We start from the raw sequence: 14,559 nt of genomic DNA on the forward strand, positions 1-14,559 counted from the left end.
GCACAGCCATGGCTAGGCGCGGGAAACCTCAGCCAGATCCCAGCGCGGGCGCACCGTAAAAGCATGCTGCAGACTGGTAGCGGGATCGTCCTCTGGCGACCACAGCCCCGCCTGGACGCGCTGGGCCGCCGCAAAGGCAATCATTGCGCCGTTATCGGTACACAAAGCCAGTGGCGGGAAAAACGCCTCGCCCTTGAGCGGCCTGAGTGCGGTTTCCAGCCTCTGGCGCAGCAGACGATTGGCGCCAACGCCCCCCGCCACCACCAGGCGCTTGAGCCCGGTCTGGCGCAGGGCTTTCGCTGCCTTGGCAATCAAGACCTCGACAATCGCACGCTGCGTGGCAGCGGCCAGATCCGCGCGGGTCTGCTCGTCCATGGCACCATTGGCATTGGCCGCCTTCACTTTTGTCAGCACGGCGGTCTTCAGGCCGCTGAAGCTGAAATCCAGGTCGCCGCTATGCAGCATAGGGCGTGGCAGTTCGAAACGGTCGGCATCGCCCTGTTCCGCCAGCGCCGATAGCGCCGGCCCGCCGGGATAACCCAGGCCCAGCAGTTTGGCACTTTTGTCAAAAGCTTCGCCAGCGGCATCGTCCAGGGTTTCACCCAGCAATTCATAGCGCCCGACACCATCGACACGCATGAGCTGGGTATGCCCGCCGCTGACCAGCAGCGCGACAAAAGGAAACGCCGGCTGGGGCGTGGCCAGCCTGGGCGACAGCAAGTGGCCTTCCAGGTGATGAATAGGAATGGCCGGCACGCCCAGCGTCCAGGCCATGGATTGCGCCACGCTGGCGCCCACCAGCAGCGCGCCTGCCAGACCAGGGCCGGCGGTATAAGCGATGGCATCGACGTCACCCAGCACCAGGCCCGCCTGAGCCAGGACTTCAGTCGTCAGGGGCAAGGCGCGGCGAATATGGTCGCGCGAGGCAAGTTCAGGCACCACGCCGCCATAATCGGCATGCATGGCGATTTGTGTGTGCAATGCATGGGCCAACAGCCCACGCTCCGTACAGACGACGGCTACGCCGGTCTCGTCGCAGGAGCTTTCGAATCCCAGGATGATCATGCGGCCGAAGTTTACATCCAAACCCGGAGTTTCTCGCAGTGGCGCTGGCGGAAAACGCTGCATTTCCCCGCGAAAAGTGGTAATTTCTGCGCGGACTTCCGCCGTGGCCATTGCACGCCAGGCCCATTCCCGCGCCCGCCGCAGGCCTGGGCCTGCAAAAAGCCAATGCGAACCCCGGATGCCCACCGGACGCCCTTTATCGACTTTCTCTCTGGGAACCCCCATGCTGGAGCAACTCTTCAAACTACGTGAGCACGGCACAGACGCGCGCACCGAGATCATCGCCGGAATCACCACCTTCCTGACGATGTCTTACATCATCTTCGTCAACCCGGACATCCTGTCCAAAACCGGCATGGACCGCAGCGCCGTCTTCGTCGCCACCTGCCTGGCCGCCGCACTGGGTTCGGTCATCATGGCGCTGGTGGCCAACTGGCCGGTCGGCATGGCACCCGGCATGGGCCTGAACGCGTTCTTTGCCTTCACCGTGGTCGGCGTCATGGGCTACAGCTGGCAACAGGCGCTGGGGGCAGTCTTCATTTCCGGGCTGATTTTCATCATCCTGACGGCCACCGGCATACGAGCCTGGCTGATCGACGGCATACCCAAATCCTTGCGCAGCGCCATTGCTGCCGGCATCGGACTGTTCCTGGCGATCATCGCGCTCAGCACCTCTGGCATCATCGTCGCCAACGAGGCAACCAAAGTGGCGCTGGGCGACATGCACCATCACGCCCCGCTGATGACGCTGGGCGGCTTTTTCCTGATTGCCATCCTGGACGCCCTGCGCGTGCGCGGCGCCATCCTCATCGGCATTCTGGTCATTACCGTGCTGTCGATGGTGCTGGGCTACAACGACTTTGCCGGTGTATTCTCCATGCCGCCCAGCATCCTGCCCACCTTCATGCAACTGGATGTCGTCGGCGTGCTGCAGACCGGATTCATCAGCGTGATCCTGGTATTCGTCCTGGTAGAAGTCTTCGATGCCACCGGCACCCTGGTGGGCGTCGCCAAACGCGCCAACCTGCTGCCGGAAGGCAAGCCCAACCGCCTGGGCCGCGCACTGTTTGCGGACAGCACGGCCATCATCGCGGGTTCGGCGCTGGGCACCAGCAGCACGACCGCATTCGTTGAAAGCGCATCCGGCGTGCAGGCTGGCGGCCGCACCGGCCTGACCGCGCTGGTTGTCGCCATCCTGTTCCTGGCAGCCCTTTTCATCGCGCCGCTGGCCGGCTCCGTGCCGGCGTACGCGACAGCGCCCGCGCTGCTGTACGTAGCCGGCCTGATGATGCGTGAAATGACGGATATCAACTGGGGCGACATCACCGAAGCCACGCCAGCAGCGCTCACCGTCCTGATGATGCCCTTCACCTATTCCATCGCCAACGGCCTGGCCTTCGGCTTCATCAGCTACGTGATCCTGAAGACCGGCACCGGCCGCATCCGCGAGGTGCACCCTGCCACCTGGGTCGTGGCGGCGCTGTTCATCATCCGCTACGCCTGCTTCCCTGGCTGACCCGGTCATACAGAGCGGCCGCTGCCGTCCTGCACCAGCGTCCCTTTTGCCGATGTAAAAATGGGTACCGCCATGGCGGTACCCATTTTTTTTCTGCCTGCCCGCTTCAGAATGCGCGGGAGACCGAGAATACCGCGCCCAGACGGCCGGACTCCTTGCCGCTGCGGGTAGGCAGCCAATTGCTGTCACTCGCGCCAACCGCCGCCAGCCCCAGCACCCAGCCATTCAGATCCTTGCTGACGCCCAGCCGATAATCCACATAATGGCCGATGCCATCGCCATTCATATCCACCTGGTTCTTCAGCTTCTGATAGCCAAGATGGGCATCCAGCCCCCAGCCGTCGCCCAGGTCAAAGCTGGCCGACGCATCCAGGTACCAGGTGCCTTTGCTATCCGGCGTATTGAAGAAATCACTGGGCGAGTACGAATACTTCAGGCTGAACGCCTCATAGCTCAGGCCCAGGTACAGATCCGTATTGCTGAAATTGCCGCCCTTGCCTGCCACCGGGGTTTTGTCAGAACCCGGATACCAATACTGCAGCACGCCGATATCCAGCCCCAGGCCGTGACCCAGCTCGCCACTCCAGCCGCCATAGAAATCCATTTCCAGGTTCGCCTCGTTGAAGACGTTATCGGCCACGTTCGAATTCCAGTTCCCCAGGTAAAAGCCGGAGGTATGCGTCAAATCCACCCCCAATTGCACGGCAGGACGGAAATTGGTCTGGGAATAGCCCCGGAAACGGTAGTCATTGGTCAACGTGGCATTGCCTGACAGGGTAAATCCGGAACCCAGATCGGTTTCGGCCCGGGCGGGCGGCGCGCCCAGGGCAAGACCCAGCGCAGCAGTGGCAAGCGAGGCGACTAGCAAGGTATTCTTCATGATGGGATCCAGGCATAGGCAAGAGGAATGGCTCGGGGCCATGACACCCTGTCCGCCAGCCCGGAAAACGGGCCGCGTGGCAGGCTTCACTGCCTCTCAAGCATTTTTCATGCCAACCTTGCCGCCGCAGATCCGGCGCGCCATCATCGCCCCGGAACGGACGTCTTGCCTCCAGACGGTGCACTGCAAGCGACACCGGTGTGCCAAAAGCAGGCATCTGACGCACCAACAACGCAAACCAGGCCAGTCCGCCGGCGTGAAACGCTATCCGCAGCTTCCAGAGCCCATAGTTAACAGCGGGGAAACAAGGGGGCGCGTGCTTGAGCCTCGGCGCCCGCGCCACAACACAAGGACAAAGACACGACTCAACCCGCGTCGCCAGCCTCATCCTGGACCTTCCAGGGGGCCTTGCCGCGGGTCATATCCACCAGGCCGCGCCGCACGCTATCGAGTGCGCTCTCCGGCACCTTCAGCACCCAGGACACGCCTTCCCCGTCATAATGCTCAGCCATAACCTCGGCACCCTGGCCCAGCACGAAAGCCTGGCAGCGCGCCAGATCGGCAAACACCACTGCCGTTTCCACCAGCCGGCTGGGAATAATGACGCGCTTGGGCGCCAGGCGCAGGCATTGCGCCGCAGCGCCGGAATAGGCCCGCACCAGCCCGCCGGCTCCCAGCTTGATACCGCCGAACCAGCGGATCACCAATACTGCCACCTGATCCAGCCCCTGCCCCTCTATCGCCTGCAGGATGGGACGCCCGGCAGTCCCGCCGGGCTCGCCGTCATCATTGAAGCGATACTGCGCACCAATCCGATAGGCCCAGCAATTGTGCGTGGCTTCCGGATCGCTGGCAGCGGCGAAATGGGCCAGGGCCTGCTCGACCTCACTCACCGGCCAGGCCAGTGCGAGGAAACGGCTCTTCTTGACGTCTTCCTCGTAACTGGCCGGCCCTTCCAGGGTGCAGATAGGCGTGCTGCTCACTGCGGCGTCCAGAATCAGCCAGCCACGCCCTTGGAGGCCAGCAGCTCTTCATAGGTGCCACGGTAATCGTTCACCTTGCCGCCATCCTGGATCTCGAAAATACGCGTTGCCAGGCCGCTGACGAACTCACGGTCATGGGACACGAAAATCAGTGTGCCTTCGAACTTCTCCAGCGCCAGCTGCAACGACTCGATGGATTCCATATCCAGGTGGTTGGTCGGTTCGTCCATCAGCAGCACATTATGCCGACCCAGCATCAGGCGGCCGAAGGTCATGCGATTCTTCTCGCCACCGGACAGCACGCGCGCCTTCTTGGGCAGATCGTCGCTGGAAAACAGCAGGCGGCCCAGTACAGAACGGATGGCCTGATCTTCGTCGCCGGGCTGGCGGAAGCGGCTCATCCAGTCGAACAGCTGCTGGTCCGTATCGAACTGGTCAGACACGTCCTGCGCCATATAGCCGATATCGGCATTCTCGGACCACTTCACCATGCCGCTGTCCGACGCGAGGTCGCCCGCCAGCATGCGCAGCAGCGTCGTTTTACCCACGCCGTTGGCACCAATAATGGCGATCTTTTCCCCGGCATCGACCATGGCCGAGAACGGCTGGATGACCGGATGGTCGTAGGCCTTGGAAATGCCCTCGACCGTCAGCGCCAGGCGATGCATGACCTTGTTCTGCTCGAAACGGATATACGGGTTCTGGCGCGACGACGGCTTGACCTCCACCGTATCCGCCTTGATGCGGTCGATCTGCTTCAGGCGCGAGGTGGCCTGACGCGACTTCGACTTGTTGGCGGCGAAACGCCGCACGAAGTCCTGCAGTTCGGTAATGCGTTCCTTGGCCTTGCTGTTGGCCGCCATGACGCGTTCGCGCGCCTGGGCCGAGGCCAGCATGTAATCGTCGTAGTTGCCGGGGTAGATGCGCAACTCGCGATAATCCAGGTCGGCCATGTGCGTGCAGACCTGGTTCAGGAAGTGGCGATCGTGACTGATGATGATCATGGTGCTCTGGTAGCCGTTGAGCACTTCTTCCAGCCAGTGAATGGTGTGGATATCCAGGTTATTGGTCGGCTCGTCGAGCAGCAGTACGTCCGGCGCGGAAAACAACGCCTGCGCCAGTAGCACGCGCAACTTCCAGCCAGGGGCGACTTCACGCATGGGCAGGTTGTGCTGCTCCACCGGAATTTCCAGGCCCAGCAGCAGCTCACCGGCACGCGCCTCGGCGGTATAGCCGTCATACTCGGCGAACTGCGCCTCCAGGTCGGCCGCGCGCATGTAATCTTCTTCCGTCGCATCCGCATTGGCGTAGATGGCGTCGCGCTCGCTCATGGCCTGCCACATTTCCGCATGGCCCATCATGACCACGTCCAGCACGCGGACATCCTCGAAAGCGAACTGGTCCTGGCGCAGCTTGCCCAGCCGCAGGCCCGGGTCCAGCGTCACATTGCCCGCACTCGGCTCCAGATCACCACCGATGATTTTCATGAAGGTGGACTTGCCGGAACCATTGGCACCGATCAGGCCGTAGCGATTGCCATCGCCGAACTTGACCGAAACGTTTTCGAACAGGGGTTTCGGGCCGAACTGAATTGTGAGATTGGCTGTAGAGATCACGATAAGGGGAAGAGAAGAAACAGATTGGCGGCCTGCAGGACAGGCCAGGCAGACGCCGCCGGGCGCCAGGGGGAAATGCCTGGAGAAACAGCGAGTGTACCAAGCGCCGACGGCAAACGCATCCCGGCCACGCCGGGCACGGCCTTCACACGGCACCGGCCACGGTTGGCGGCGCTGCCGGAAAGCCGCTTTCCCGGCCTGCAGGCCGCCAGTGCCAGGCCTCGTGCAGCAAGGTTCAGCGGCGCGACAACCGGGCACGCCCGGCCTGCCATTGCAGGCAGACCCGTGCGCCTATCGGCAGCGTCAGGATACCTGGTACATGGCCATGCGGCAGGCCGCCAATCAGCGGTACCTGCACCTGGCCCGCCAGCCAGTCGAAAACCTGCTCGAGATCATGGCCCTGCTGGCGTTCGGGGGCGCCGCTATCGGTAAAGCGGCCCAGCAGGACGGCTCGCTGCCCCCCCAGGATACCGGCATGCAGCAACTGACTAAGCATGCGTTCCACCCGGAATGGCGATTCGCCGACATCCTCCAGGAACAGGATGCCGTCCTGTACCTGCGGCAGGTAAGGCGTTCCTATCAAAGACACCAGCAGCGCCAGATTGCCCCCCCAGAGCGTGCCTTCGGCCTGCCCGCTGGCCGCCCTGCCCGCCATACCATCGGCGAGCCCGGCCGATGCGGGCCAGACCGGCGAAAAATCGGCCAGCAAGAGTGACTCATCCATGGCGGCAAGAAAACTTGCCACCATGGATGAATCGGGCGTCAGCGCGCCGAAGTCGCCGCATACCATTGGCCCGGCATCACTGCCTGCTCCAGTACTGGCCAGCAGACCCAGGCTGAATGCCGTGCAATCGCTATACCCGACGAAACGCTTGCCGGAGCCCGCCCAGGCGGCCCAATCCAGGCGGTGCAGCAGCCGGCTCAGGCCGTAACCGCCACGCGTCGCCATGACAATGCCGGCGGGCTGGGCCATGGCGCGCTCGAACGCCGCCAGGCGCTCGTCGTCAGTACCGGAAAAACGCTGATAGCGTCCAGCAGCCGCCGGGTCCAGCGTCACCTCGAAACCCAGCGAACGCAGATAATCGGCGCCACGCAACAACTCTGCCTGATCGCGGATTGCCCCTGCGGGCGACATCACATAAATGGCACGCGCCTGCCCGCCGCGAGTGACTGCGCCGCCGGGCTCGTGTGCATTGGAAGAACTCATTGCTGCTCCTGCTGCGTTTTCTTGAGCAGGCGGCGCTCACGAAAGAACGCGCGCAACTGCTCGCCACATTCTTGCGCCAGCACGCCGCCCTGCACTGCCGTATGGTGGTTCAAGACCTTGTAGGCCGATAGATCAAGCACGCTGCCACACGCTCCGGTCTTGGGGTCTGTGGCACCGAACACGACGCGCGCCAGGCGCGCATGCATCATGGCACCCATGCACATGGCGCACGGTTCCAGCGTGACATACAAAGTGGCGCCCGGCAGGCGGTAATTACCGGCGTTGGCCGCAGCCCGGCGCAACGCCACGATTTCCGCATGCGCGCTGGGGTCGCTGTCACCAATGACACGATTTCCGCCCACGGCGATCTCGTTGCCCTCGGCATCCACGATCAACGCGCCTACCGGCACCTCTCCCCGGGCTGCCGCCTCGGCAGCCTGCGCCATCGCGCGGCGCATGCGGGCGGCGTCGGTCAGGCTGGCCGCAGCAACGGCGTCGGGCAAGGCGGCAGCGCCGGAAGTATTTTCTGCACTCATCCAAACAACCACATGATCACCGGTGCCATCCAGGGCGCCAACACGGCGGTCACAATCCCGTTGAGCCCCATGCCCAGCCCGGCAAACGCTCCCATGTCCATGGAGACCTGGAAAGCACGTGCCGTCCCGATGCCGTGCGATGCCACACCCAGGGCAAAGCCGCCCAACACCGAAGTATCCAGGCGCAACAGGCGCAGGACGGAAACCCCAACGATGGCGCCCACCATGCCCGCCACCAGCGTAAAGGATACGGCCAGCGACGGCAGGCCACCCAGGTGCTCCGCAACGCTCATCGCAATCGGCGACGTGGCGGATTTAGGCACCATGGACATCGCCAGCACCTTATCGCCACCCATCAACAATACCATTGTGGTGCCCGACACGATTGCCATGACCGATCCGGCCAGCAGGCCTGCTGTCAACGGGCGCCAGGCGAGCTTGAGCCTGGGCCAGAGCCGTGCCAGCGGCACTGCCAGTGCCACGGTCGCGGGACCGAGCAGGAAGTGGATGAATTGCGCGCTATCAAAATAGACATCGTAGGGAATGCCCCCCAATGCCAGAATGCCCGTCACCAGAAAAACGGCGATGGCAACCGGATTGGCCCAGGGCGCTCGGCCGGTACGTACATGCGCCCATTGCGCAACCAGAAACGCGCACAGGGTCAGCGTCAGCCCTGGCAACGGAGAAGCGGCCAGATAGCCCACCAACCCGCCCGTAGCGGCGTCACTCATGATGTGTCTCTCCCGCGGCACGCTTGCGGTCGCTATCCACCATCCAGCGCGCAACCAGGCCGGTTACCACGAGAGTGAGAATCGTACTGATCACCAGCGATAAAAGAATGCCCAACCAGTGTTCACGCAACATGCCAAAGGCGGCGATGATGCCGACGCCTGCCGGCACGAACAGGATGGAAAGATGTTGCAACAGCGCATTGGCCGTCGCTTCCATGCGGGTCAAAAGCTGCGGGCGCGCCCGCAGCAAACAGAACAGCAGCACCATCCCCAGCACCGGCCCGGGAACAGGCAGGTGCAGGAGACGGCCCAACAGCTCTCCGATGCCTTGGCACAGCATCAGAATGGCAAAAGTTTCCAGCATTTTCAGTCCGCAGCGCTGACTTCCCAGGTTTCATCGCTGGCGCGCCACAGGCGGTAGCGCAGCTGGAAGCCTTCCGGAACATAAACAACGAGTGGCAGGCGACTGTTATAGCGCACCTTGAACCCCTCGCCCTGAACACTCACGAAGCGGTCTTTCCGGCTCTCTTCCGGACAACCCATCAAAGTGCTCGCAGGCCCCTTCACATCATTCAGCACGTAATAGCCATAGCCCCAGCCCTGCACGGTTTCCTCGGAAAGGCTACCCATGAACCACTGGCGGTTGCAATCGGTGGGGATGGTTTTGCCGACGATCAGCTGGACTTCGTAGTCCTCTTCCAGCGGGCGGCTTTCCAGGTTCAGCACATAGCGCGTCTGGCCAGCCTGCGGGGCAGGAAACGGCTTCAGGTCAGTCGCTGGGTCCGTTGCCGGATTGGCTGCCACGGATCCAGCCGCGAACATGGCGCCCAGGCCCAGGCCTGCCACCGCAAGCAGACGGCGCAGGAACAGGCCGGCGCCAGGGGAACGGGAAATCTCGGTCATGATGAAGCTCCTTATCGAGAAAAAATGAAACAAGCAGCGCCCTGACAGGACTGCCTAAAACGAGGCTGCCTACTATACGCCGGCCACCATTGCATGCGCCTGGCTGATAAGTTCATAGGAACGCAAACGGTGCTCGAACTCGTAAACATCGGAAACGATCATCAGCTCGTCGGCCAGGGTTTCGTTCAATAGCTGGGCGATGCCTTCGGCCACGGTGTCCCGCGTACCGACGATGCTGCGCGCCAGCTTCTGCCGCACACGACGGGCTTCGTCCGCGGTCCAGTAGGTGTCGATGTCGTCGATGGGCGGCTGGCTCAGGCCTCGCGTGCCGCGCAATTGGTTGGTCGACGACATTTGCTGCGTGGTCGCCAGCCGGCGAGCCTGCTCATCGGTGGCCGCCGCAATGATATTCACGCCGACCATGGCATGCGGGCGGGCCAGTTGTTGCGAGGGCCGGAAATTGCTGCGATAGATATCCAACGCCATCAGCAGGTATTCAGGCGCGAAATGCGAGGCGAAACCGAACGGCAGGCCCAATTCTGCGGCCAGCCGGGCGCCGAAGGTGCTCGAACCGAGAATCCACAGCGGCACCTCCGTGCCCACGCCCGGCACTGCGAACAGAGACTGCCCGGTACGTGCCGGCCCCAGCAACGCCTGTAATTCCAGCACATCCTCCGGAAAACGGTCCGCCGCCGCCGGGTGGCGACGCAAGGCGCGCAGAGTGGCCTGGTCAGTGCCTGGCGCGCGGCCCAGCCCCAGGTCGATACGGCCGGGATACAGGCTGGCCAGCGTACCGAACTGCTCGGCAATGACCAGCGGCGAGTGATTGGGCAGCATGACACCCCCCGCGCCGATGCGGATGCGACGGGTCCCGGCGGCGATGTAGCCGATCACCACCGCTGTCGCCGAACTGGCAATGCCGCGCATATTGTGGTGTTCCGCTACCCAGAAGCGCGAATAGCCCCACTGCTCCGCATGCGCCGCCAGGTCCCTGGCGCGCCGCAGCGCGGCCCCGGCATCGGCATCCTCGCCGATGCGGGCCAGATCCAATATTGAAATCTCTGCCATGTTGTCTCCGAAATCCATCCATTCTGTCGCCCGCCCTGCTATTTTTCCACCTTGCGGTGCCCCCCTGTGCCAGGGCACCAAGGGCGCGAAAAAAAGCGGCAAGCTGAAGTTCACATCGTAACGCACGCCTTCTTGCATGGCAGTGCCTGCATCAATCCTGCGATACCGTGCGCTGGCCTGCGCCGCGGCGGCGGTTGATGCAATATTGATTTACTACGCTGCAGCTGCATCGGAAAAGGGCCTCCTATGCGGTGCCTCCGCAAGGCAACGTTTTTGTCTCGGGGCGACCCGGCGACAAAAAATAGCGCAACATGTAACAAATACAGTCTCCGCCAGCCTCTTGAACTCGATTCTTCCGGCATGGGATTTCGGCCAATAGTCACATTCATGCAGCGTGCAACCGGTTCAATAGCAGCGATGGTTTCCGGCCGATCCCGTTTCAGGGGTTATATTCCGTTAGTCTTTATTTCACGCGACGCTACATGCACGTGCCAATGACTCCCTCCAATTTCGCCATTCCTCTCCCCTTGCTGCTGGTATTTGCTGTCGCGGTGGGCGTGCAAACGGCACTGGGCGGTTACGCGGGCCTTATCGTCTGTGCGCTGGGTGTCCTCGCCCTGTATTGGCGCAGCCGGCGGCGCCAGCAACGGCTTCTGCACTGGTCGGTTCAGCTTGACAGCACGCCACCCGCTGCGCTTCGGGGCTACGACGAACTGATCGCCAATATCTACCGCCAGCATCGACATCTGCGCAAACAGACCGAACAGGCTCACACCGTGTTCGATGACTGGCAGACCATGCTCAATGCCTTACCCTTCGGGGTGCTGCGCCTGGATGGCGAACTGCAGCTTACCTGGTGCAACCAGAATGCAGAGCGCCTGCTGAGCCTCAACCTGCCGGAAGATCTCGGCTTCCGGCTGAGCAACATCCTGCGTACGCCTGCCTTCGTTTCCTATGCCAGCAAACAGGACGACTGGCAGGAAGGCATCACACTGCAACTGCCTGCCGGACAAATCCAGGCTCAACTGGTGGACGACAAACAAGGCGGCGCTGTGCTGCTGGTCTTTCCGCAAGCACTGGAAGTCAGCACCATCATCGACGCACCGGCACCGCTGGCAGACGCCGCCCATCCACCACTGCCGTCAATTGCCACTGACACACAAGTGGATACCAGCAACCGCGTAGCTGCCTGACCAATCATCTGCCGCATGGCATCCAGCCCCTGACACGTTCCGGGGCTTTTTTTCGACTGCAGAGGCAAGGCCGGCTTGATGCAAAGGAGGCAAAGGGCACGATGCTGAATGCGCCATGCCATGCTGCCAACGTTACCTGGCGTCAGGCCCGCCTGCACGACACGAGCCGATTTGCGCTCGGCACGGGGTCATGGCATGATTTTTTCGTTTCCTATTGATTGCCGGAATTCTTGGACATGACCGAAAAAAAACGCATTCTCCAACTGGGACCGCTGGCCGGTTCACCTGGCGCGCAGGAACGCCTGGAAGCCCTCTATGACGTGGTGCCGCTCTGGCAGGCCGAAGACCGCGCTGCCCTGCTGAAGCAGGAAAGCCCCAACATTCGTGCCCTGGTCACCACTGCCGTGCGCGGTTGCGATGCCGCCACCATGGATGCCTTACCCAACCTTCAGGCCATCTGCAGCTGGGGCGTGGGCTTTGACGCCATTGACGTCAAGGCCGCTCACCAGCGCGGCATTCAGGTCAGCAATACTCCCGATGTCCTGACCGACTGTGTTGCCGACCTGGCCTGGGCCCTGCTGCTGGCCTGCGCCCGGCGCGTCGCCGAAGGCGACCGTTTCGTCCGTGCCGGCCAGTGGGGCTCGGTGCATGGCAGCTTTCCGCTGGGCCGCCGCGTGACCGGGCGCAAACTGGGCATACTCGGCCTGGGCCGCATAGGCAATGCCATTGCCCGACGCGGCTCAGGCTTCGACATGGAAATCCGCTACCACAACCGCCACCAGCGCAACGACGTGCCTTACGCTTACGCCGAAACGCTGGAAGAACTGGCAGCCTGGTCGGACTTCCTGGTCATTGCGGCTGTAGGCGGCGCCGAAACGCGCAACCTCGTTGATCAAACCATCCTGCGCGCGCTTGGCCCGCACGGTACGCTGATCAATATCGCACGCGGCTCCGTGGTGGACGAAAACGCACTGGTGCAAGCACTCGAGGATGGCAGCCTGGGCGCCGCCGGGCTGGATGTATTCGCCAATGAACCCCAGGTGCCGGAAGCGCTCAAGCAATCCGACAAGGTCGTGCTGCTGCCGCACATCGGCAGCGCCACCGTGGAAACACGTGCAGACATGGTGGAACTGCTGTTCCGCAACCTGCACAGCTTCCTGGAAACGGGCAAGGTCATTACGCCGGTCTGACGTGCTGCCATGCCTGCTGCGGCAGGTATGACAATGACGAGGGACTGTGCAGAGATCAGCCCTTGCGTTCGCTGATCTTCAGGCCGTTGTCCTGGGCAAAGCCGATGACGAACTTCCAGGCCAGCGGTTCGAGCTCGCGCAAGCGGTTGTCCACCACCACGCAACGCACGCCGTCGATGACGGTAGGCACGACGTAAGGGGAATAGGTCAGGTGACTGGCCGGGGAACCGACCGGTCGGAAGGGAGCCATCACGCCCGCCAGGCGCTCGGCCCAGTCACTGGGGCGAAAGCGCTGCCCCGATTCTGTCACGCCGTGGATAATGTGTTGGCTTACTTGTTCTGTCATGGAAAACGCACCAGGATCAACAGACATGGCAAGCTGCCCGACAAAGACAAATGTCCTGCGCTGCAACTTGCCTGCGCAGGGATTGTATATGATTGAACCCAGATGTGCCGCGCATGGCGCGCCATGTCACATGCCAATTGCCGCCCGTCAGGTATGATAGATAGCTCGGCCACGTGCCTGAGCTGTTGTCGGCGCCCGTTTTGCGCCGGCCTGGCCAGGCGCATGTCCGGCATCGCCCCAGGCATGCCGGGCAGTGGCGGAATCGCGCTGGCCCCCGGGCCGGAGTGCTTCATATGCTGCGCTGCACAGACTGCCCGGCGCAGGAACCATCACGCAGACAACCATGACCCAGACACCCCAACAAGCTGCCCCTTTGCGTCACTTCCTGCAATTCACTGATCTGACCCGCGATGAGATCCTGTATCTGCTCGACCGCGCCCGCATCATCAAGGATGACTTCAAGCGTTACATCCCGCATCTGACCCTGCATGACCGCACCCTGGCCATGGTGTTCGAGAAGGCCAGCACGCGTACCCGCGTCTCTTTCGAGGCAGGCATGTACCAGCTTGGCGGTTCCGTCATCCACCTGACCACCAACGACTCCCAGCTGGGCCGCTCCGAACCCATCGAAGATACCGCCCGGGTCGTTTCGCGCATGGTGGACCTGGTCATGATCCGCACCTTCGAGCAGACTCGCATCGAACGCTTTGCGTCCCACTCTCGCGTGCCGGTCATCAACGGCCTGACCAACGAATACCATCCCTGCCAGATCCTGGCCGACATCTTCACGTTCATCGAACATCGCGGCCCCATCGCGGGCAAGACGGTAGCCTGGATCGGCGACGCGAATAATATGTCCTATACCTGGTTGCAGGCCGCCGAAATGCTGGGTTTCACCTTGCATGTCTCAACGCCGCCGGGCTATGCACTGGACCCGGCCCGCATTGGCCAGCCCGCGCCTCACGTGCTGAAGCAATTCGACGACCCCGCCGAAGCCTGCCGTGGCGCAGACCTCGTCACGACGGACGTCTGGACCAGCATGGGCTATGAAGCGGAAAATGCCGAACGCCGCGCAGCCTTCGCCGGCTGGCGCGTGGACGAACGCCTGATGTCGCAAGCCAACGCCGATGCCGTCTTCATGCACTGTCTGCCCGCGCATCGCGGCGAAGAAGTGACAGCCGAAGTCATAGACGGACCGCAAAGCGTGGTCTGGGATGAAGCGGAAAACCGCATGCACGTGCAAAAAGCACTGATGGAATTCCTGCTGATCGGCAAACGCTGATCCGGCCGCCCGGGCTGCGGGCGTGTCGCTGGCAGGCCGGCCA

At 62.7% G+C, this 14,559-nt stretch carries 15 protein-coding genes; 4 read left to right on the plus strand and 11 right to left on the minus strand.

What is annotated here, in order from left to right:
• Positions 1-12 precede the first annotated feature (12 nt).
• Entirely contained in the window at positions 13-1,065 is a 1,053-nt protein-coding gene (gene tsaD, locus ACEW7X_RS09135) for a tRNA (adenosine(37)-N6)-threonylcarbamoyltransferase complex transferase subunit TsaD (protein ID WP_068370014.1), read from the minus strand.
• 223 nt (positions 1,066-1,288) lie between these two features.
• Here tsaD and ACEW7X_RS09140 point away from each other — a divergent pair, with 223 nt between their 5' ends.
• On the plus strand, positions 1,289-2,581 hold the full coding sequence (locus ACEW7X_RS09140; protein WP_253102663.1) for an NCS2 family permease: 1,293 nt from the start codon (positions 1,289-1,291) through the stop codon (positions 2,579-2,581).
• A 106-nt stretch (positions 2,582-2,687) separates the two neighbouring features.
• Here ACEW7X_RS09140 and ACEW7X_RS09145 read toward each other — a convergent pair whose 3' ends face one another.
• From ACEW7X_RS09145 to ACEW7X_RS09185, 9 genes are all read right to left on the minus strand, one after another.
• Positions 2,688-3,461 (minus strand): TorF family putative porin, encoded by a 774-nt coding sequence (locus ACEW7X_RS09145; RefSeq protein ID WP_068369564.1) that lies wholly within the window; start codon positions 3,459-3,461, stop codon positions 2,688-2,690.
• A gap of 365 nt (positions 3,462-3,826) precedes the next feature.
• Positions 3,827-4,444: an IMPACT family protein gene (locus tag ACEW7X_RS09150; protein WP_240733214.1), complete on the minus strand. Its 618-nt coding sequence runs from the start codon at positions 4,442-4,444 to the stop codon at positions 3,827-3,829.
• A gap of 14 nt (positions 4,445-4,458) precedes the next feature.
• Positions 4,459-6,060: an ABC-F family ATPase gene (locus ACEW7X_RS09155; RefSeq protein ID WP_068369567.1), complete on the minus strand. Its 1,602-nt coding sequence runs from the start codon at positions 6,058-6,060 to the stop codon at positions 4,459-4,461.
• Positions 6,061-6,295: 235 nt separating this feature from the next.
• The gene (locus ACEW7X_RS09160) at positions 6,296-7,267 is read right to left on the minus strand and encodes an LD-carboxypeptidase (protein WP_420177100.1); all 972 of its coding nucleotides are present in this window, start codon (positions 7,265-7,267) and stop codon (positions 6,296-6,298) included.
• A complete protein-coding gene (gene tadA, locus ACEW7X_RS09165; protein WP_420177921.1) occupies positions 7,264-7,725 on the minus strand; it encodes a tRNA adenosine(34) deaminase TadA in 462 nt (153 codons plus the stop codon). Before tadA ends, ACEW7X_RS09160 begins: the two co-directional genes overlap by 4 nt.
• A 74-nt stretch (positions 7,726-7,799) precedes the next feature.
• Positions 7,800-8,534, minus strand: coding sequence for an LrgB family protein (locus ACEW7X_RS09170; RefSeq protein WP_068369572.1), 735 nt, complete (start codon positions 8,532-8,534; stop codon positions 7,800-7,802).
• Positions 8,527-8,898, minus strand: a complete 372-nt coding sequence (locus ACEW7X_RS09175) for a CidA/LrgA family protein (RefSeq protein ID WP_257740947.1) — start codon at positions 8,896-8,898, stop codon at positions 8,527-8,529. The genes ACEW7X_RS09170 and ACEW7X_RS09175 overlap by 8 nt, the downstream gene beginning before the upstream one ends.
• Positions 8,899-8,900: 2 nt before the next feature.
• Positions 8,901-9,437 (minus strand): serine protease inhibitor ecotin, encoded by a 537-nt coding sequence (gene eco / locus ACEW7X_RS09180; protein WP_238591335.1) that lies wholly within the window; start codon positions 9,435-9,437, stop codon positions 8,901-8,903.
• Positions 9,438-9,509: 72 nt separating this feature from the next.
• A complete protein-coding gene (locus ACEW7X_RS09185) occupies positions 9,510-10,505 on the minus strand; it encodes an LLM class flavin-dependent oxidoreductase (protein ID WP_068370025.1) in 996 nt (331 codons plus the stop codon).
• 494 nt (positions 10,506-10,999) lie between these two features.
• Here ACEW7X_RS09185 and ACEW7X_RS09190 point away from each other — a divergent pair, with 494 nt between their 5' ends.
• Positions 11,000-11,698: a PAS domain-containing protein gene (locus ACEW7X_RS09190; protein WP_167731879.1), complete on the plus strand. Its 699-nt coding sequence runs from the start codon at positions 11,000-11,002 to the stop codon at positions 11,696-11,698.
• A gap of 236 nt (positions 11,699-11,934) precedes the next feature.
• Positions 11,935-12,888 carry a 2-hydroxyacid dehydrogenase gene (locus ACEW7X_RS09195; protein WP_068370028.1) on the plus strand — a complete coding sequence of 318 codons (954 nt, stop codon included), beginning with the start codon at positions 11,935-11,937 and terminating at the stop codon, positions 12,886-12,888.
• Between the two features lie 55 nt (positions 12,889-12,943).
• Here ACEW7X_RS09195 and ACEW7X_RS09200 read toward each other — a convergent pair whose 3' ends face one another.
• Positions 12,944-13,234 carry a DUF3579 domain-containing protein gene (locus ACEW7X_RS09200; protein WP_068370031.1) on the minus strand — a complete coding sequence of 97 codons (291 nt, stop codon included), beginning with the start codon at positions 13,232-13,234 and terminating at the stop codon, positions 12,944-12,946.
• A gap of 343 nt (positions 13,235-13,577) precedes the next feature.
• On the opposite strand from ACEW7X_RS09200, the gene argF reads away from it, so the two are divergent.
• The gene (argF, locus tag ACEW7X_RS09205) at positions 13,578-14,516 is read left to right on the plus strand and encodes an ornithine carbamoyltransferase (protein ID WP_068369585.1); all 939 of its coding nucleotides are present in this window, start codon (positions 13,578-13,580) and stop codon (positions 14,514-14,516) included.
• The last annotated feature ends 43 nt before the right edge of the window (positions 14,517-14,559 follow it).

The organism is Kerstersia gyiorum (genome assembly GCF_048595715.1).
Lineage (GTDB): Bacteria > Pseudomonadota > Gammaproteobacteria > Burkholderiales > Burkholderiaceae_B > Kerstersia > Kerstersia gyiorum.

Excerpts from the sequence above, each read along its gene's own strand:
- ACEW7X_RS09195 (WP_068370028.1), top strand. The coding sequence starts at position 11,935 with ATGACCGAAAAAAAACGCATTCTCCAACTGGGACCGCTGGCCGGTTCA.
- ACEW7X_RS09200 (WP_068370031.1), bottom strand. The coding sequence starts at position 13,234 with ATGACAGAACAAGTAAGCCAACACATTATCCACGGCGTGACAGAATCG.
- ACEW7X_RS09145 (WP_068369564.1), bottom strand. The coding sequence starts at position 3,461 with ATGAAGAATACCTTGCTAGTCGCCTCGCTTGCCACTGCTGCGCTGGGT.
- ACEW7X_RS09140 (WP_253102663.1), top strand. The coding sequence starts at position 1,289 with ATGCTGGAGCAACTCTTCAAACTACGTGAGCACGGCACAGACGCGCGC.
- eco (WP_238591335.1), bottom strand. The coding sequence starts at position 9,437 with ATGACCGAGATTTCCCGTTCCCCTGGCGCCGGCCTGTTCCTGCGCCGT.
- tsaD (WP_068370014.1), bottom strand. The coding sequence starts at position 1,065 with ATGATCATCCTGGGATTCGAAAGCTCCTGCGACGAGACCGGCGTAGCC.
- argF (WP_068369585.1), top strand. The coding sequence starts at position 13,578 with ATGACCCAGACACCCCAACAAGCTGCCCCTTTGCGTCACTTCCTGCAA.
- ACEW7X_RS09190 (WP_167731879.1), top strand. The coding sequence starts at position 11,000 with ATGACTCCCTCCAATTTCGCCATTCCTCTCCCCTTGCTGCTGGTATTT.
- ACEW7X_RS09160 (WP_420177100.1), bottom strand. The coding sequence starts at position 7,267 with ATGAGTTCTTCCAATGCACACGAGCCCGGCGGCGCAGTCACTCGCGGC.
- ACEW7X_RS09170 (WP_068369572.1), bottom strand. The coding sequence starts at position 8,534 with ATGAGTGACGCCGCTACGGGCGGGTTGGTGGGCTATCTGGCCGCTTCT.
- tadA (WP_420177921.1), bottom strand. The coding sequence starts at position 7,725 with ATGCGCCGCGCGATGGCGCAGGCTGCCGAGGCGGCAGCCCGGGGAGAG.
- ACEW7X_RS09175 (WP_257740947.1), bottom strand. The coding sequence starts at position 8,898 with ATGCTGGAAACTTTTGCCATTCTGATGCTGTGCCAAGGCATCGGAGAG.
- ACEW7X_RS09185 (WP_068370025.1), bottom strand. The coding sequence starts at position 10,505 with ATGGCAGAGATTTCAATATTGGATCTGGCCCGCATCGGCGAGGATGCC.